Below are 16,787 nucleotides of genomic sequence, written 5' to 3'. Positions count from 1 at the left end.
GGCCAGGCGCGGCCGTAGCTGCGCACCTCGGACTCAAGGGTCTCGAAGACGCTCAGTGCGGGCGGGGTGATGGTCACAGGAATCTCCTGCCGATGGGGGTGACCGATGGGGGTGACCGATAAAGGTGAGGAGGGAGGGTGAGGGACGGGCGGGGTGTGCCGGTGCGCACTGGGTCCGGGTGCCGGCTCGTACCCGTACGGCTCGGGCTCTCGCTCCCGTACGGTTCGGGCTCGCTCACGGCTCTGACGTGCGGCACTCGTGCGACGGCCGACTCGCGTAGAGCCTCGCTCGCGTACGGCTGAGGGGCGGCTCGGCCCGGTCCGGTGGTGACCCGGCGTGCTCAGGGCGTGGGCCGGGCGTGCCCGGTGGGCCGGGTGGCCCGCGCGGGCCCGGGGAGCGGGGAGAGCGGACCGATCCGGTACAGCACCTCCGGCTGGTGCGCCCCGTCGCCGTCCCCGTCCGGGAACATCCCCCCGTCGAAGAGGACCTCGCGCTCCAGCACCGCGCCATGGCGTGCGGCGAACGCGGTGAACAGCCGGTCCGAGGCCGCGTTGTCCGGGGTCACGGTCGTCTCGATCGCCGATACCCCGAACTTCCGCACCACCCGGGCGGTCAGCGCGTCGAGCAGGGTGCCGGCGAGCCCGCGCCCCCGCTGCTCCCGGTCGACTGCCACCTGCCAGACGACCAGGGCGGCGGGACGCTCGGGACGGATGTATCCCGTGACGAAGGCGATCGGTACTCCTCCGGCGTCACGGGCGACGACGGATGTGGCGGCGAAGTCGCGGCACCACAGCAGGTAGCTGTACGAGGAGTTGAGGTCCAGGACCTCGGAGTCACGGGCGATACGCCAGATCGCGGCTCCGTCCTCCACTCGTGGGGCGTCGATCGTCGGGGATGGGGGGAATTCGCTTCGGGCGCCTGCAAAGTCTGCTTGTGCGGCGGTCATAGGTATTGAATTTACCCAGCGAAAACAAAAGATGCATCTTGAGCAGGGGTTGGGCAAGAAGCGGACTTGTGTTATCGCGCGTGCGCGGCTGCCTCTGCGCGCCCGGGTAAAGATGGGTAGAATGTCCGCAGATTTCCGGGCGATACGACACCGATACGGTGCCGCCTGTGGGGTCGGTCACATCTCCGTAACGCTCGCGAAATTGCGGTGTTTAGGGTCGGGAGAAGCGGGCAGGCGAATGGGGGAAGCTGTCCGTGATAAATAACCAGCGCTTTTTGTGCTTTCGGTGCGCGTGTATTCGGTATTCAAGAGCAGGACAAGGGCGAGGCAAGAGCAGGAATTGATGTCGCCCGCGATTTCCGGGCCGCCGGTCCCGGCCGGCGGAAGGTGCCCACGGCCTCTTCCGGTGCCGCCCGGGCCTCGTACAGTGCTGCCCATGAGCGATCACACGGTGCTGCGGGTGAAGGGGCGGGTGCTCGTCGGGCCCGAGGAGGTCAGGGACGAGCTGTGGGTGGTGGGCGGCAGGATCACCTACGAACGCCCGTCCGGCGCCGCCGCCCGTGATGTCCGTACGGTCCAGGGCTGGGCGCTGCCCGGTCTCGTGGATGCCCACTGCCATGTCGGTCTGGACCACCACGGTGCCGTCGACGCCGCGACCAGCGAGAAGCAGGCGCTCGGTGACCGGGACGCGGGCGCCCTGCTGCTGCGGGACGCGGGATCGCCCGCGGACACCCGGTGGATCGACGACCGCGAGGATCTGCCGAAGATCATCAGGGCGGGCCGCCATATCGCCCGTACCCGCCGTTACATCCGTGAGTTCGCCCATGAGATCGAGCCCGAGGACCTGGTCTCGTATGTCGCCCGGGAGGCCAAGCGCGGCGATGGCTGGGTCAAGCTCGTCGGCGACTGGATCGACCGGGACGCGGGCGATCTGACCGCCTGCTGGCCGCGCCGCGAGGTCGAGGAGGCCATCGCGGAGGCGCACCGGCTCGGCGCCCGGGTCACCGCGCACTGCTTCGCGGAGGTCGCCCTGCGTGATCTCGTCGAGGCGGGGATCGACTGCGTCGAGCACGCGACCGGACTCACCGAGGACCTCATTCCGCTCTTCGCGGAGCACGGTGTCGCTATCGTCCCGACCCTGGTGAACATCGCGACGTTCCCGCGGCTCGCGGCGGGCGGCGCGAGCAAGTTCCCGCGCTGGTCGGCGCATATGAACCGGCTGTACGAGCGCCGCTACGACACCGTGCGCGCGGCGTACGACGCGGGCATCCCGGTCTTCGCCGGTACGGACGCGGGCGGCGGGCTGGCCCATGGACTGGTGGGCGCCGAGGTGGCGGAGCTGGCGAAGGCCGGTATCCCTCCCGTGGAGGCCATCTCGGCGGCGGCCTGGGGTGCCCGGCGCTGGCTGGGCCGGCCGGCGCTCGACGAGGGCGCTCCGGCGGATCTGGTGGTGTACGACGAGGATCCGCGGGCGGACGTACGGGTGCTGACCGCGCCGCGTCGGATCGTACTGAACGGGCGCGTGATTGACGGAGCGTGACGCGGGGGCGGCCGACGTCGTTGAAGTGCCTTATGTGCGCTCGTCGGTCGCCCTTCGTGTGCGCTTCGGTGACGGGTCGGCGTACGCCCCCTGACCTCGTCCGATCGTGTTGTCGGTGAGGCGTTGAGGAACGCATGTGCCACAAGAATCGAATATGGGCCCGGAAACCCCACTTTGGAGTGAACTCACCCCAGGTGTCTGCCAGTTCACTCTTCGTGCGTAAAGATTCCGGTGTCTCGGTCGCCACCGCCGCGTGTCCCCGTTCGGCGGACCGGCGACGCCAAGTCTCTTGTGGGGGTTCCACATCGTGAACAGCAATACCTTCCGCATGCCCGTACGCCGGTGGGCCGGTGTCATGGCCGCCGCCGCGCTGACGGCCGGGCCCGCGCTCCTCGCCGTACCCGCGCAGGCCACCGAGGGCCCTGGCAGCGGTTCGGGCGGCGCGGGCGGCAGCGGCGAAGGGCGGGCGAGCGCGGTCGTACTGAAGACCGGCCTCGATGTGTCCCTGCTCAACAAGACCGTCCGAGTGCCGCTCAGGGCCGCGCTCAACGAGGTGCAGGCGCCCGCCAGTTCGGAGAAGACCGCGCTGACCGTCACGCTGGACGGCGTCGACGGCGGCCGGCCGGTGAGCGTGCTCCGTGCCGATGTGGCGACCGCGAAGGCGACGGCCGACGAGGGCAGGGCGGAGGGCTACACCAACCTCGCCCATGCGAAGGTCCATGTCCCCGGGCTGCCGCTGCTCTCGCTGATCGAGATCCAGGAGGTCACCTCCAAGGCGGTCTGCGAAGCGGGGAAGCGGCCGGTCGCCGAGTCGAATCTGCTGGGCCCGGTGACGGTCCTCGGCAAGCGGCTCACGCTCTCCACGGCCGGTACGACCCGTGTCGAGGTGCCGGGCGTGGGCGAGGTGACGCTCGAACTGTCCAGGACGAGCACCACGTCCCGTACGGCCGCGGCCGCCGCGCTCGAACTCAACGTGTCCCTCAACCCGCTCAAGCTGAATGTCGCGGAGGTCGAGGGCACGGTCACGCTCGCCGGAGCCACCTGTGAGTCACCGGCGGCACCGGCGGCACCGGAACGGCCGGTCGACCGGGCCGTTCAGCCGGAGCGGCCCGAGCAGCCGGATCTGAAGCCGCAGACCGCGGCGGAGCCGGCCAAGCCGAACCTCGCCGAAACGGGCGGCAACTCCATGACGCCCTGGCTGGCGGGCGGCGCGGCCCTTCTGCTGACGGCAGGCGGCGCGACGCTGGCCCTGACGAGGAGTCGCGCGAGGCGCTGACCCGGTCGGTCCTCGGGCGCCGGACGGGCTGAACAGCACAGCAGTCCGTCCGGCGCCGCGCGCCTCGCTCCCAGCAACCCGGCAACCCAGCAGCCCGGCAACCCAGCGGTTCAGCAGCCGACCGCGATCAGCGACTCAGCAGCCGACCGCGGTCAGCGACTGGTCCAGGGCCTGGAGGAACCGGTTCGTCGTGGTGCGGTCGCGGACCGCCAGACGCAGCCAGTCGGTGTCGAGCCCCGGGAACGTGTCGCCCCGGCGGGTCGCGAAACCCAGGGTGCGCAGCCGCGCCCGTACCGCGTCCGCCCGGGTCATATGGGCGAGTACGAACGGCCCCCGCGCCGCCTCCACGGTCCGTATCTCCTCGAACTCCGCCAGCCCGGCCAGCAGATGGGCGCGCTCCACCGCCGTCCGGCACGCGGCGCTCTCCGCCTCCGCGAGCGCCTCGGGCGACATGCACGCCTCCGCCGCGGCCAGCGCCGGTGTCGAGACCGGCCAGAGCGGCTGGGCCCGCCCCAGCGTCGCCACCGTCTCCGGTTCGGCCAGGACATAGCCGATCCGCAGCCCCGCGAGCCCCCAGGTCTTGGTGAGGCTGCGCAGAACCACCAGCCCCGGCACATCCGTACGCCCCGCCAGCGCCTCCGGCTCGCCCGGCACCGCGTCCATGAACGCCTCGTCCACCACCAGCGTCCGGCCGGGACGGGCGAGCTTGGCTATCGCGTCGGCCGGGTGGAGCACGGACGTCGGGTTCGTCGGATTCCCGATCATGACCAGATCCGCGTCCTCCGGAACCGCCCCCGGATCGAGCACGAAACCGTCCGCCACGCCCAGCAGCACCCGCCGCACCGAGTGCCCCGCGTCCCGCAGCGCCGACTCCGGCTCGGTGAACTGCGGATGGACGATCACCGGCCGCTTCACCGGCAGGGCACGGGCCAGCAGCACGAACGCCTCCGCCGCGCCCGCCGTCAGCAGCACCCGCTCCACCGGCAGCCCGTGCCGCGCCGCGACCGCCTCCCGCGCCGCCCGCCCGTCGGGGTACGCGGCGAGCCCGCGGAGCGAGTCGGCGATACGGGCGCGCAGCCACTCCGGGGGAGTGCCCGTACGCACATTGACCGCGAGGTCTATCAGCCCCTCCGCACCGTCCCGCATCTCGACATCGCCGTGATGGCGCAGATCATGGAGATCACCGCGCGTAGACATGGCGGCCATTCGGGTGATCGCCGGACATGGATATGTCCATGCCGGACACGGACACGGACATGAGGGCCTGGCAGGGCCGGTGCGGGCGCGGCCCCCTCGTGTGGGGCGCGACGCTCTCGATGGGCTGGTCGACGCGGGTCACCGGGCTCCCTTCCGAATGCCACCGGGGTACCGGGGCGTCATGGTGCGGCGCGCGGTCGCGCGTGCCCGCTGTTCTTTACCGTCAACGGTTTTCGTCGGTCAACTGTTCACCGGTGGCAGCTTGTCGCCACTGTCGGTCGGCCGCTCTCACCAGCCGGCCACATTCATCCACTGTTCTCTCACCGACCGACCGCTGTCATCGGCCGGTCTCTGTCGTCGACACCGACATCATCTCCGCCCCCGGCGGTTCCACTCCGCACCGGCCCCTGTACGCCACCGCACAGGTGACCGCCGCCGGCCGGCCCTCGGGACGCGACGTCCGTTTCGGTACGAGGAGTACGCCCCCGCCCGCGAGCGCGGCGGCCTCCGCGACCGACGCCGTACCCACCGCCGCCAGCGGCGCGCTCGACGGATGGGGTACGGGGATGCCCGCCAGTAGAGCAGCCGCGTACCCCCGTACCGGTACGCCCAGTTGTCCGGCGGCCCCGGCGATCGCGGGGGTATCGGCCTTGGTGTCGACGGTCGCCAGCTCCACGACCGAGCCCGGCGCGAGCCCGGCGTCCCGCAGAGTCTCCTCGATCAGCCCGAGCACTTCCCCGACGGAAGCGGCCCGGCTCGCACCGACCCCCACCACCAGAGCCCGGTCCGCGGGCGGCGCGAGTCCCGGTGGCGGCATGAGTCCCGCCGAGGGCGCGGGTTCGGACGGGGGCGTGAGTCCGGGTGGGGCCGCGTGTACCGGAAGCGCCCCGGGGCGTGGCAGCGGCGCGGGGCGCGGATGTGCGGAAGGGCCGTCCGATCGGCTATGCAGGGGCGCATGGCCGTGTTCGTCGCGCTCGGCGCGTTCCTCATGACGCTGTTCGGCGGCTGGACGGCGCAGCGCGTCACCGACCGCCGCCATCTCGTACTGGGCCTGGCCGGGGGCCTGATGCTCGGTGTCGTCGGACTGGATCTGCTGCCGGAGGCGATGCGTGCCGCGGGGCAGGAGTTCCTCGGTGTGCCGCGGGCGCTGCTGCTCTTCGTGGGCGGCTTTCTCGTAGCCCATCTGGTGGAACGTTTGCTCGCGGTTCGTCAGGCCTCCCACGGCGCCGCCCCGCAGCGGAGCGCCCCACAGGAGAGCGCCGTGCAGGAGGGACCCGTACCGGAGGCGGTCCCGCCCGGGGCCGCCGCGTACCCCGCGGTCCGTCGCGAAGGCCCCGGCGCGGCCCGTAGCACCGTCCCTGGCGCTGCGGCCCGGAGCAGCGCTGCGGCCCGGAGCACCGCCCGTGCCACCGTCGGCGGCGGCGCCGCTGTCCGCGTGCCTCAGATCGGGCTCACCGCCGCCGCGGCCATGGTGGGCCACAGCCTGATGGACGGGATCGCCCTCGGTGCCGCCTTCCAGGTCGGCGGCGGCATGGGCGCGGCCGTCGCACTGGCCGTCATCGCCCACGACTTCGCCGACGGCTTCAACACGTACACGCTCACCAGCCTGTACGGGAACGACCGCCGCAGAGCGGTTCTGATGCTGGTCGCGGACGCGGTCGCGCCGGTCCTCGGCGCCGCCTCCACCCTGCTCTTCCATCTGCCCGAGGAGGCGCTCGCCGGCTATCTCGGGTTCTTCGGCGGCGCCCTGCTCTATCTCGCCGCCGCCGAGATCCTGCCCGAGGCGCACCACGAGCATCCCGCCCGCTCCACCCTGCTCTGCACGGTCCTGGGCGTGGCCTTCATCTGGCTGGTGGTCGGAATCGCCGGCTGACAGGGCATGGCCCGGCGACACGGCATGGCCCGGTGACAAGGCATGGCGCGCCGAGGGTGCGGGGTGCGCCGACAAGGGGGCGCTCGCCGACAGGACATGGACGGCGGGCAGGGCGGCGCTCGCCGACAACGCAGCGCTCATACCGCGCACCGCGCCACGAACCGGCGTGCCATCTCCGGCGCCGCCGCCCAGTGCGTATGCAGATAGCTGGCGTGCACACCCCGCTGTACGAATCCCTCCACCCGGCGGTCCGGGTGCACCACGCCCCAGGCCGGAGCGTCCCCCGCGCCCGGTGCCAGCACCGTCCGGTGGAACTCGTGCCCCCGCACCCGGGTCCCGGCCGGCGCCAGCGCGCTGTCACCGACCGCCACCGCCTCCCGGTAGCCCAGCGTCAGCCGCTCCGACATCCGCGCGTCGGCGGCCAGCACCCCGCACATCGGCTTCCCGTCCAGCGACCGCGCCAGATAGAGCAGCCCGGCGCACTCGGCCGCCACGGGCGCTCCGGCGTGCGCCAGCTCCGCCACCGCCTTCCGCAGCGGTTCATTGGCGGACAGCTCCGGCGCGTACACCTCGGGAAAGCCGCCACCGATCACCAGCCCCCGGGTTCCGGCCGGGAGCCGCTCGTCCCGCAGCGGGTCGAACGGTACGACGTCCGCGCCCGCGGCCGTCAGCAGCTCGGTGTGTTCCGCGTACGAGAAGGTGAACGCGGGCCCGCCGGCCACCGCGATCACCGGCCGCCCGTGCCCCGCGGGAACGACCGGCGCGCCCGCCGGCTCCCACGCCGTGGTGTCCAGCGCGGGCGCGCTGCGCGCCAGGGCCAGCAGCGCCTCCAGATCGCATCCGGCCCTGACCCGCGCGGCCAGTTCGCGCGTCGAGGCGACCGCCTCCGCGCGCCGCTCGGCGACCGGCACCAGACCGAGATGGCGCGAGGGCGTCCCCACCTGTTCTGTACGCCGCAGCACGCCCATCACCGGCACGCCCGACTCGTCCAGCGCGTCGCGCAGCAGCCGCTCGTGCCGGTCGGTGGCGACCTTGTTGAGGATCACCCCGCCGATCCGTACCTCCGGGTCCCAGGAGGCGAAGCCGTGCACCAGCGCGGCCACGGAGCGGGACTGCGACGAGGCGTCCACCACCAGCACCACCGGGGCCCGCAGCAGCTTCGACACCTGAGCGGTGGAGGCCAGTTCGCCCTGCCCGGACGCACCGTCGTACAGCCCCATCACGCCCTCGACGACCGCCAGATCGCAGCCCGCCGCGCCATGCGCGAACAGCGGCCCGATCAGTCCGGGACCGCACATGTACGCGTCGAGATTCCGGCCGGGGCGCGCCCGCCCGCCCGAGGAGACCGCCCGGCCGCCGGAGGAGACCGCCAGGGCGTGGTAGCCCGGATCGATGTAGTCGGGCCCCACCTTGTGCGGTGATACGGCCAGACCGCGCTCCGAGAAGGCCGCCATCAGCCCCGTCGCGACCGTGGTCTTGCCGCTGCCGGACGAGGGCGCGGCGACGACCAGGCGCGGGACGGTCACCACTCGATGCCCCGCTGGCCCTTCTGGCCCGTGTCCATCGGGTGCTTGATCTTGGTCATCTCGGTGACGAGATCCGCGAAGCCGATCAGCTTCTCAGGGGCGTTGCGCCCGGTGATCACCACATGCTGGGTCCCGGGACGGTCCCGCAGCACCTCGATGACCTCGTCGGTGTCCACCCAGCCCCAGTGCAGCGGATAGGCGAACTCGTCCAGGACGTACAGCTTGTGGGTCTCGGCGGCCAGATCGCGCTTGACCTGCTCCCAGCCCTCGCGCGCCGCCTCCTCGTTGGAGAGCTGGCTGTCGCGCTGCACCCAGGACCAGCCCTCGCCCATCTTGTGCCAGACGACGGGGCCGCCCTCGCCGCTCGCGCCCAGCACCGTCAGCGCCCGCTCCTCGCCGACCTTCCACTTCGCGGACTTGACGAACTGGAAGACCCCGACAGGCCATCCCTGGTTCCAGGCGCGCAGTGCGAGCCCGAAGGCCGCCGTCGACTTGCCCTTGCCCGGGCCGGTATGGACGAACACGAGCGGCCGGTTGCGGCGCTGGCGGGTGGTGAGACCGTCGTCCGGAACGGTTTCCGGCTGTCCCTTCGGCATTACGCGGCCCTCCTGGTGCGTCCGTTGCCTGCTGCTGTGTCTGCGCTGCCTGCTGTGCGTGCGCTGCCCGCTGGTGTGCCGGCCCGCTGTACGTCCGGCTGTACGGTCCGGTGTACGGCCTGCTCCCCGCCGCCGTGCCGAGCATCGCCGCGCATGTCCCGCTGTACGTCCCTGACCAGGCCGGCGATGCTGTCGGCCCGCAGCTCGTCGAGGGTGATGGCCGCGCCCCCGAGCGCGGTGGCCAGCGAACCGGCCAGGCCGAGCCGTACCGGCCCCGACTCGCAGTCCACGACCACCGAGGCCGTCCCCTCCGCCGCGTGCAGCCGGGCCGCGCGCTCCGCCAGCGCCACCGGACCGGGGCCGCCCGTCGCCCGCCCGTCCGTCACCACCAGCAGCAGGGGCCGGCGCGCGGGATCCCGCATCCGCTCCACGCGCAGTACGTCATGCGCCTTGAGCAGCCCGGCGGCCAGCGGGGTGCGCCCGCCCGTCGGCAGCGACTCCAGCCGGGCCGCCGCCGCGTCCACCGACGAGGTCGGCGGCAGCGCCAACTCGGCCTCCTTCCCCCGGAAGGTGACCAGACCGACCTTGTCGCGCCGCTGGTAGGCGTCCAGCAGCAGCGAGAGCACCGCGCCCTTCACAGCGCTCATCCGCCGCCTGGCCGCCATCGACCCGGACGCGTCGACCACGAACAGCACGAGATTGCCCTCACGCCCCTCGCGGGTCGCCTGCCGCAGATCGTCGCGGCGGACCACCAGACCGGGGCCGCTGCGCCCGCGCGCCCGCTGGTGCGGCGCCGCCGCCCGTACGGTCGCGGAGAGATGCAGGCTGGTCAGGGCGCCCCTGGGGGTGCGCGCTCCGGTCGTCCTGCCGTGTTCGGTACGGGCCCGGGAGCGGCGCCCGGCGGCGCCCTCGCCCAGACCCGGGACGCTCAGCGCCTTCGTACGGAACGGCTCGGCGGCCCGGACGGCGGACTGCTCACGGGCACCGGCTCCCGCGCCCTGCGGCCGGCCCTGCGGCTCGGCCTCGATGGGCGTGTCGTCCCGTTCCGGCGTGGACTCCTGCGGTGTGTCGGCCCCTTCGGATCCCTGGGGTTCCTCAGCCTCCGGTCGCGGCGGGATCCCACCGCCGCCGGACCCGTCAGGACCGCCGTTTCCGGGGCCGTCGCCCGGATCGTCGTCCCCGCCGTTGCCGTCCCCGTCGCCGCCGTCCTCCGCCTTGCCGTCCTCTTCCGCCTGGTGTTCCGCCTTGGGGTCTTCTTCCTCGAACTGCTCGAGCGTGTCGTCGAGTTTGTCCTCGTCAAGGCCCGGCGCGTCGAAGGGGTTGCGCCGCCGCCGGTGCGGCAGCGCCAGCAGCGCGGCCCGCCGTACGTCCTCGGCGTGTACGTCCGTACGCCCCGCCCACGCGGCCAGCGCCGCCGCGGTCCGCGCCATCACGATGTCCGCCCGCATCCCGTCCACTTCGAAGGCGGCACAGGTCGCGGCTATCCGCAGCAGCGCGGTGTCCCCGAGCCGCACCTCGGGCAGCAGGGCACGCGCCGCCACGATCCGCTCCCGCAGCGCGGTCTCCTCACCGGCCCAGCGCGCGGCGAACGCGGCCGGATCGTCGTCGTACGCGAGCCGCCGCCGTACGACCTCCACCCGCTGCTCCGGCTCCCGCGAGGCCGCGACCTCCACGGTGAGCCCGAACCGGTCGAGCAACTGCGGCCGCAGCTCGCCCTCTTCGGGATTCATCGTCCCGACGAGCAGAAATCGCGCGGCATGCCGTACGGAGACGCCCTCGCGCTCGACATACGAGGCGCCCATGGCGGCGGCGTCCAGCAGCACGTCGATCAGATGATCGTGCAGAAGGTTGACCTCATCGACATACAGCACACCCCGGTGCGCGTCCGCGAGCAGCCCCGGCTCAAAGGCCTTCACGCCCTCCGCGAGCGCCCGCTCGATGTCCAGCGCCCCGACGAGCCGGTCCTCGGACGCGCCGACGGGCAGCTCGACCATCCTGGCGGGCCGCGACACGCCCGGCTCGCTCCCGTGCGGCCCGTCCGGGCAGCCCGGGTCCGGCGCGGCGGGATCGCAACTGAACCGGCATCCGGGCACCACCGCCAGCTCGGGCAGCAGCGCGGAAAGGGCCCGTACGGCCGTGGACTTCGCCGTGCCCTTCTCGCCGCGTACGAGCACACCGCCGACGGCGGGACTGACCGCGTTCAGCACCAGCGCCAGCCGCAGATCGTCCATTCCCACCACGGCGGTGAACGGATAAGGGGTGTTCATATGCTGATCGCTCCTTCGAGTGCGACGATGCCGGTCACGAGCGCGGCGGTGCCGGTGGGCGGCACCGGTACGGGGGCGGTCATGGGGCGCCCGGGGGAATGAAGGGCAGCCCGGCCGGTGCCCCCTCCTCGATCAGCCGCAGCAACGCGTCCGTGTCCGCGTGCTCCTCGATGAGGTCACCGAGAAGGTCGAGCTGTTCCTCACGCAACGCGCCGAAGCTGGTGCCGGGAGCGGGGACGAAGCGCCGGCCCGCCGCCCGCGCCACCTCCGTCAGGAAGCGCCGCCGGAACGCGTCGCTCTCCAGCGCCCCGTGCCAGTGCGTGCCCTGGACCGGTCCCATCCGGCAGCCGTCCAGGGCCCGCCCCTGCGCGTCGCGGACAAAGGCGTCCCCGCCCCGTACGTCCGCGACGCCGTGATGGATCTCGTACCCCTCGACCGCCTCGCCGAGAGCGATCCCGGACGGTCTGGCCAGGGTCTTCGCGGGCTCGAACCGCACCCGTACGGGCAGCAGCCCCAGCCCCGCGACGGCGCCCGCCCGGGACTCCACCTCGTCGTCGATGTGCTCGCCGAGGATCTGGTAGCCGCCGCAGATCCCCAGTACGGGGCGCCCCTCGGCGGCCCGCCGCGCCAGGGCGTCGGCGAGCCCGCGCTCGCGCAGCCAGGCCAGCGCCCGCACGGTGCCGCGGGTGCCCGGCACCACCACGAGGTCCGCGTCCACCAGCTCCTCGGGCCGGTCCACGAACCGGACCACGACCCCCGGTTCCGCCGCCAGCGCGTCCACATCGGTGAAGTTGGACATCAGCGGCACGGCGCAGACCGCGACCCGCAGCACCTCCTCGCCGTACGGGGGCGCTGCCGGTGCCCCGCCGCGCACGGCGGCACCGCCCCGGGAGACCCGCAGCCCGTCCTCCTCGTCGATACCGAGGCCGTGGCGCCAGGGGAGCACCCCCAGCGTGGCGCGTCCGGTCAGCCCCCGGAGCATCTCTAGGCCCGGCTCCAGCAGCGACACATCGCCCCGGAACTTGTTCACCAGATACCCCGCGACCAGTGCCTGGTCCTCGGGGCTCAGCAGCGCGGTCGTACCGAAGAAGGAGGCGAAGACCCCGCCCCGGTCGATGTCGCCGACCACCATCACGGGCAGCCGCGCGGCCCGTGCGATGCCCATGTTCACGATGTCCGTACGGCGCAGATTGATCTCGGCGGGGCTGCCAGCGCCCTCGCAGATCACCGCGTCATGCGTGGCACGCAGCTCCTCCAGGCACTCCAGGACAGGCCCGAGCAGGGCTTCCTGGCGCCCGCCGCGCAGTGCCCTTCCGGACGGCGCGTCACCGTCCGCCCCGGTCCCGCCCGCCCCATTCGTCCTGCCTGTCCCGTCCGCTCCATCCGTTCCGGCTGTGCCGAAGAAGCCCTTGGCGCTCAGCTCACCCACCGGCCGCCCCATCAGCACCACTTGGCTGCTGCGGTCCCCACCGGGCTTGAGCAGCACCGGATTCATCAGCGCGGTCGGCTCCACCCGCGCCGCCTGCGCCTGCATCGCCTGCGCCCGCCCGATTTCCGCGCCCTCGCGCGTCACAAAGGAATTGAGCGACATGTTCTGCCCCTTGAAGGGCGCGACCTTCACCCCCCGGCGTACCAGCCACCGGCAGATCCCCGCCGTGACGACGCTCTTGCCCGCGTCGGAGGTGGTCCCGGCCACCAGCAGGCCACCGCCGCGCCCGCCCCGGCTCATCCGCGCCCCCATCGGTCCGTCGAGCCGATGGGCGTACGGGCCGCCGCGCCGGATCCGGAAGCGGAGTCGGACGCGGATCCGGAGGCGGTACGGCGTATCGCGCCGTACGCGAAGCGGCCCGCGACACAGGCCGCGAGGGCCAGCCCGCTCACCCGGCGCGATAGCCGTACCGCCCGCTCGATGTCGGTTGTCCTCACAGGCCGCCCCTCGCCGTTCAGTACGGGCCGGTGCTCCACCCGCCCGCCGTACGCCAGCGTCCCGCCGAGCCGTACGCCCAGCGCGCCCGCGAACGATGCCTCGACCGGGCCCGCGTTGGGGCTCGGATGCTTCCGCGCGTCCCGCCACGCCGCCCGCAGCGCCCCGCGCGGGTCGTCACCGGCCAGAACGGCCAGCGCGGCGGTCAGCCGGGCCCCGGGCCAGCCCGCCAGATCGTCGAGCCGGGCCGACGCCCATCCGAACCTTCGGTACACGGCCGACTTGTGACCCACCATCGCGTCCAGGGTGTTCACGGCCCGGAACCCCACGAGCCCCGGCACCCCCGCGACCGCACCCCACAGCAGCGCGCCCACGACGGCGTCCGAGGTGTTCTCGGCGACGGACTCCACGACGGCGCGGGCCATCTCCGGCCCGTCCAGACTCTGCGGATCGCGCCCGCACAGGTGCGGCAGCCGCTCCCTGGCCAGCTCGATGTCCCCGGCGTCGAGCGCCGAGCCGATGGCACGCGCCTCCCGGCCCAGGGACGTACCTCCGACCACGGACCAGGTGGCCACGGCGGTCAGCGCGACGGAAGCGGTACGGCCCGCCCTCGCGCCGCCCATGCCCTCAGCGGCCCGGGTGGCGAGGAGCGCGAGGCCGACGGCGCCTCCGGCGCACACCAGTGTGTGCAACGCGCCCCAGCCGCGGTGGTCGTGCCACAGCACCCGCTCGACTGCCCCCGCCGCCCGGCCGAACGCGGCCACCGGATGGCCCCGGCGCGGATCGGCGAACAGCCGGTCGCCCAGCAGGCCGGCGGTGGCGCCGTACGCGAAGATCCGCTCGGCGGCCGAACCGCCACCGCGCATGGCGGACACACCGCTGCCAGGCATGGCGACTTGTCCTCACTCAGGGTCCGCGCCCCGGCTCGACGTGGTGCGGCGGCGAGAGTTCCTGGCTCCTGGGACAGGGCTCCCAGTGACAGTGGCGGGACCGCGCCGGATTCGCACCGGCTTCCTCTTCTGCCGCCGTAAATGGCCCCGGAAGTCCACCACGCTGCGCAAACACCCGTCAACTCATCCTTGACCTGCGACGGGACAGTGTGCGAAGCCCCACACCGGCCACGGTCCGGCCGCGAGCGGACCCGGAGCGGACCTGCGGCAGACCCGGAGCGGAACAGAGCCGGAGCGGACCTGCGGCAGACCCGGAGCGGACCGGACGGCGGTCAGGCCACGATCAGCCGGATCCCGTACGCCACGGCCGCCACACAGAGCGCGAAGCAGGCATACGCGCCCGCCCGCGCCAGACCCGCCGTACCCGCTCCGCCCTGCCCGGCGGTGGTGGCGGTGGCGGACTCGTGCCTGGCGAGCCCGACGACGCCCAGGGTGAACAGGCCCACGAGCCCGACGGTCGCCGCCAGACTGACCCCGAAGACGGAGCCGAGCGCCGCCCAGTCGATCTTCATGCCCATCTCTCTTCCTTTTCTTCCCCGCGCCGTGGGGGCCTCAGACCCGGGCGGTGCGCGCCGGTTCGCCCGTGCTGCCCGGAGGCGCCGGGATGGTGGTCGACAGATCGCCCGCGGACGCGGGGGAGGGGGTGACGGCCGGGGCGGTCCTGGCCCCCGGCTCCCCGGTCACGGTCTCGTTGACATTGGTGTGGTCGACCGGGCGACGGCGCGCGGCGAGCCAGATCGCGCCGGAGAGTACGACCAGCAGTGCGGCGACGACCGATACACCCCAACTGCCCTGCCCCGTCAGGAACTCCGCGCCCGCGGCGACCACTCCGGCGGCGGGCAGTGTCAGTCCCCAGGCGGCGAACATCCGGCCCGCGGTGGACCAGCGGACCGTACCGCCCCGGCGCCCGAGCCCCGCGCCCATCACCGCGCCCGAGCAGGACTGTGTGGTGGAGAGCGAGAAGCCCAGATGGGAGGAGGCCAGGATGACGGTCGCGGCACTGGTCTGGGCGGCGAAGCCCTGCTGCGGCCGGAGATCGGTGAGCCCGGTGCCCATGGTGCGGATGATGCGCCAGCCACCGAGGTACGTACCGAGCGCGATCGCCGTACCGGCCGAGACGATCACCCACAGCGGCGGGTTGGAACCGGGGGCGAGCACACCGCCGGTGACCAGCGCCAGCGTGATGACCCCCATGGTCTTCTGCGCGTCGTTGGTGCCATGGGCGAGCGAGACCAGCCCGGCCGAGGCGATCTGTCCGGCGCGATAGCCCTTGGCGGTGGCCCGGTCGTCGGTGCGGCGGCCGATCCGGTACGTCAGCCTCGTCGCGAGCAGGGCCGCCAGACCGGCGACAACGGGCGCGGCCAGCGCGGGAATCAGTACCTTGGTGACGACGACACCGCCGTTGACCCCGGAGGTGCCGACCGACATCAGGGTCGCGCCGATCAGTCCGCCGAACAGCGCGTGCGACGAACTCGACGGCAGTCCGAGCAGCCAGGTGAGCAGGTTCCAGAGGATGGCGCCGACCAGCGCCGCGAAGATCACTTCGGTCCTGATGCCGTTCTCGTTGATGAGCCCGCCGGAGATCGTCCTGGCGACCTCCACGGAGAGGAACGCCCCGGCCAGATTCAGCACGGCCGACATGGCCACCGCGGTCCGGGGTTTCAGCGCGCCCGTCGAGATCGTCGTCGCCATCGCGTTGGCGGTGTCATGGAAACCGTTGGTGAAATCGAACACGAGCGCTGTCACGATCACGATCCCGAGCAGCAGTGTGATGTGTTCCATGTACCGGATACCCAGGCAATCGTGTGAGGTCGGTGGCCTCGGTGAACGTAGGGAGTCATAGTGAACGGGAGGTGAACTCCGGGCGCCTTTGCGGTGTCCTGGATCGGCGTCACGTGCCTCCGTTCGAGTGACCCGGAGAGCGGCGCGCGTCCGGTCCCGTGCTGCTGGCAGGATCGCCGTATGACCGATCAGCAGACACAGGACGCGATCGCCCGCGCATGGCGGGATCTGGTGGACACCGCTCGCAGAACGGCCGCGGAGGGACTGGTCGTTGGCACCTCGGGCAATGTGTCCGTACGGGTCGGGGAACTGATTCTGGTCACACCCAGCGGAGTCCCGTACGAGAGGCTCGGGCCGGGGGACGCCGTCGGGGTCGATACGGACGGCCGCCAGGTCCTCGGCGAGTTCACCCCGACGAGTGAGCTGCCACTGCATCTCGCCGTGTACCGCAGCACCACCGCGCAGGCCGTGGTCCACACCCACGCGGTGCACGCGACCGCCGTCTCCACGCTCGTGTCCGAACTGCCGCTGATCCACTACATGTCGGCGGCGCTCGGCGGACCGGTCCGCGTCGCTCCGTACGCCCTGTACGGCACGGACGAACTGGCCGAGGGGATGCTCGACGCGCTGCGCGGGCGCAGCGCCTGTCTGCTCCAGAACCATGGCACGGTCACCCACGGCGCCACCCTCGCCCAGGCCTACGACCGCACCGCCCAGCTCGAATGGATGGCCCGCCTCTGGCTCACCGCCAGCTCGCTGCCCGGCCGCACGCCCTCCCTGCTGTCCGAGGAGCAGCTCGGCGAGGTGGGCGAGAAACTGAAGGGCTACGGCCAGAAGCCCTGACCCGAACCCGGCGCAGCCCGATCCGGACCCGCGGGAGTACGGGCGCGCTCCGCGCTCGCGCCACCCC

14 protein-coding genes and 1 riboswitch are annotated in these 16,787 nt (G+C 72.8%); of the genes, 4 read left to right on the top strand and 10 right to left on the bottom strand.

Features of this window, described 5'->3' with window-relative positions; all coding sequences use genetic code 11:
- Positions 1-340: 340 nt before the first annotated feature.
- Positions 341-946 (bottom strand): diaminobutyrate acetyltransferase, encoded by a 606-nt coding sequence (gene ectA, locus WH07_RS20435; RefSeq protein ID WP_079023395.1) that lies wholly within the window; start codon positions 944-946, stop codon positions 341-343.
- 436 nt (positions 947-1,382) lie between these two features.
- Between ectA and WH07_RS20430 the strand changes: the two genes are divergently transcribed.
- Together WH07_RS20430 and WH07_RS20425 are read left to right on the top strand one after the other, a co-directional pair.
- Positions 1,383-2,486, top strand: a complete 1,104-nt coding sequence (locus WH07_RS20430; RefSeq protein ID WP_046501890.1) for an amidohydrolase family protein — start codon at positions 1,383-1,385, stop codon at positions 2,484-2,486.
- 307 nt (positions 2,487-2,793) lie between these two features.
- Positions 2,794-3,762: an SCO1860 family LAETG-anchored protein gene (locus WH07_RS20425; protein ID WP_106409636.1), complete on the top strand. Its 969-nt coding sequence runs from the start codon at positions 2,794-2,796 to the stop codon at positions 3,760-3,762.
- 135 nt (positions 3,763-3,897) lie between these two features.
- Here the strand turns inward: WH07_RS20425 and cobC are convergent, their stop codons facing one another.
- Both cobC and WH07_RS20415 read right to left on the bottom strand, forming a co-directional pair.
- On the bottom strand, positions 3,898-4,968 hold the full coding sequence (cobC, locus tag WH07_RS20420; protein WP_046501887.1) for an Rv2231c family pyridoxal phosphate-dependent protein CobC: 1,071 nt from the start codon (positions 4,966-4,968) through the stop codon (positions 3,898-3,900).
- A gap of 328 nt (positions 4,969-5,296) precedes the next feature.
- The gene (locus tag WH07_RS20415; protein ID WP_046501885.1) at positions 5,297-5,776 is read right to left on the bottom strand and encodes a cobalamin biosynthesis protein; all 480 of its coding nucleotides are present in this window, start codon (positions 5,774-5,776) and stop codon (positions 5,297-5,299) included.
- A 138-nt stretch (positions 5,777-5,914) separates the two neighbouring features.
- Here WH07_RS20415 and WH07_RS20410 point away from each other — a divergent pair, with 138 nt between their 5' ends.
- Positions 5,915-6,832: a ZIP family metal transporter gene (locus tag WH07_RS20410; protein ID WP_046501882.1), complete on the top strand. Its 918-nt coding sequence runs from the start codon at positions 5,915-5,917 to the stop codon at positions 6,830-6,832.
- Positions 6,833-6,969: 137 nt separating this feature from the next.
- On the opposite strand, the gene WH07_RS20405 is transcribed toward WH07_RS20410, so the two are convergent.
- The 7 genes from WH07_RS20405 to WH07_RS20375 all read right to left on the bottom strand — a co-directional run bounded on the left by WH07_RS20405 (position 6,970) and on the right by WH07_RS20375 (position 15,877).
- Complete coding sequence (locus WH07_RS20405) at positions 6,970-8,361, bottom strand: cobyrinate a,c-diamide synthase (protein WP_046501879.1); 1,392 nt, start codon at positions 8,359-8,361, stop codon at positions 6,970-6,972.
- Positions 8,355-8,954, bottom strand: coding sequence for a cob(I)yrinic acid a,c-diamide adenosyltransferase (gene cobO / locus WH07_RS20400; RefSeq protein ID WP_046501877.1), 600 nt, complete (start codon positions 8,952-8,954; stop codon positions 8,355-8,357). Before cobO ends, WH07_RS20405 begins: the two co-directional genes overlap by 7 nt.
- Complete coding sequence (locus tag WH07_RS20395; protein WP_079023394.1) at positions 8,954-11,221, bottom strand: putative cobaltochelatase; 2,268 nt, start codon at positions 11,219-11,221, stop codon at positions 8,954-8,956. Before WH07_RS20395 ends, cobO begins: the two co-directional genes overlap by 1 nt.
- Positions 11,222-11,300: 79 nt before the next feature.
- Positions 11,301-12,950 carry a cobyric acid synthase gene (locus WH07_RS20390; protein ID WP_046501904.1) on the bottom strand — a complete coding sequence of 550 codons (1,650 nt, stop codon included), beginning with the start codon at positions 12,948-12,950 and terminating at the stop codon, positions 11,301-11,303.
- Positions 12,947-14,035 (bottom strand): cobalamin biosynthesis protein, encoded by a 1,089-nt coding sequence (locus WH07_RS20385; RefSeq protein WP_232788985.1) that lies wholly within the window; start codon positions 14,033-14,035, stop codon positions 12,947-12,949. Before WH07_RS20385 ends, WH07_RS20390 begins: the two co-directional genes overlap by 4 nt.
- A gap of 33 nt (positions 14,036-14,068) precedes the next feature.
- Positions 14,069-14,210, bottom strand: a riboswitch (cobalamin riboswitch).
- 157 nt (positions 14,211-14,367) lie between these two features.
- On the bottom strand, positions 14,368-14,607 hold the full coding sequence (locus tag WH07_RS20380; protein WP_046501898.1) for a hypothetical protein: 240 nt from the start codon (positions 14,605-14,607) through the stop codon (positions 14,368-14,370).
- Positions 14,608-14,647: 40 nt separating this feature from the next.
- Positions 14,648-15,877, bottom strand: a complete 1,230-nt coding sequence (locus WH07_RS20375) for an inorganic phosphate transporter (protein WP_046501874.1) — start codon at positions 15,875-15,877, stop codon at positions 14,648-14,650.
- A 180-nt stretch (positions 15,878-16,057) separates the two neighbouring features.
- Here WH07_RS20375 and WH07_RS20370 point away from each other — a divergent pair, with 180 nt between their 5' ends.
- Positions 16,058-16,720 (top strand): class II aldolase/adducin family protein, encoded by a 663-nt coding sequence (locus WH07_RS20370; protein WP_046501871.1) that lies wholly within the window; start codon positions 16,058-16,060, stop codon positions 16,718-16,720.
- Positions 16,721-16,787: the final 67 nt, after the last annotated feature.

It is taken from the genome of Streptomyces odonnellii, from assembly GCF_000981895.1.
GTDB lineage: Bacteria > Actinomycetota > Actinomycetes > Streptomycetales > Streptomycetaceae > Streptomyces > Streptomyces odonnellii.
Note: the sequence above shows the minus strand (reverse complement) of the source record. Positions and strands in the feature narration are given on the sequence as shown.

Coding starts and splice junctions, on each gene's coding strand:
- ectA (WP_079023395.1), bottom strand. CDS start 946: ATGACCGCCGCACAAGCAGACTTTGCAGGCGCCCGAAGCGAATTCCCC.
- WH07_RS20430 (WP_046501890.1), top strand. CDS start 1,383: ATGAGCGATCACACGGTGCTGCGGGTGAAGGGGCGGGTGCTCGTCGGG.
- cobC (WP_046501887.1), bottom strand. CDS start 4,968: ATGGCCGCCATGTCTACGCGCGGTGATCTCCATGATCTGCGCCATCAC.
- WH07_RS20415 (WP_046501885.1), bottom strand. CDS start 5,776: ATGCCGCCACCGGGACTCGCGCCGCCCGCGGACCGGGCTCTGGTGGTG.
- WH07_RS20410 (WP_046501882.1), top strand. CDS start 5,915: ATGGCCGTGTTCGTCGCGCTCGGCGCGTTCCTCATGACGCTGTTCGGC.
- cobO (WP_046501877.1), bottom strand. CDS start 8,954: ATGCCGAAGGGACAGCCGGAAACCGTTCCGGACGACGGTCTCACCACC.
- WH07_RS20395 (WP_079023394.1), bottom strand. CDS start 11,221: ATGAACACCCCTTATCCGTTCACCGCCGTGGTGGGAATGGACGATCTG.
- WH07_RS20390 (WP_046501904.1), bottom strand. CDS start 12,950: ATGAGCCGGGGCGGGCGCGGCGGTGGCCTGCTGGTGGCCGGGACCACC.
- WH07_RS20385 (WP_232788985.1), bottom strand. CDS start 14,035: ATGCCTGGCAGCGGTGTGTCCGCCATGCGCGGTGGCGGTTCGGCCGCC.
- WH07_RS20380 (WP_046501898.1), bottom strand. CDS start 14,607: ATGAAGATCGACTGGGCGGCGCTCGGCTCCGTCTTCGGGGTCAGTCTG.
- WH07_RS20375 (WP_046501874.1), bottom strand. CDS start 15,877: ATGGAACACATCACACTGCTGCTCGGGATCGTGATCGTGACAGCGCTC.
- WH07_RS20370 (WP_046501871.1), top strand. CDS start 16,058: ATGACCGATCAGCAGACACAGGACGCGATCGCCCGCGCATGGCGGGAT.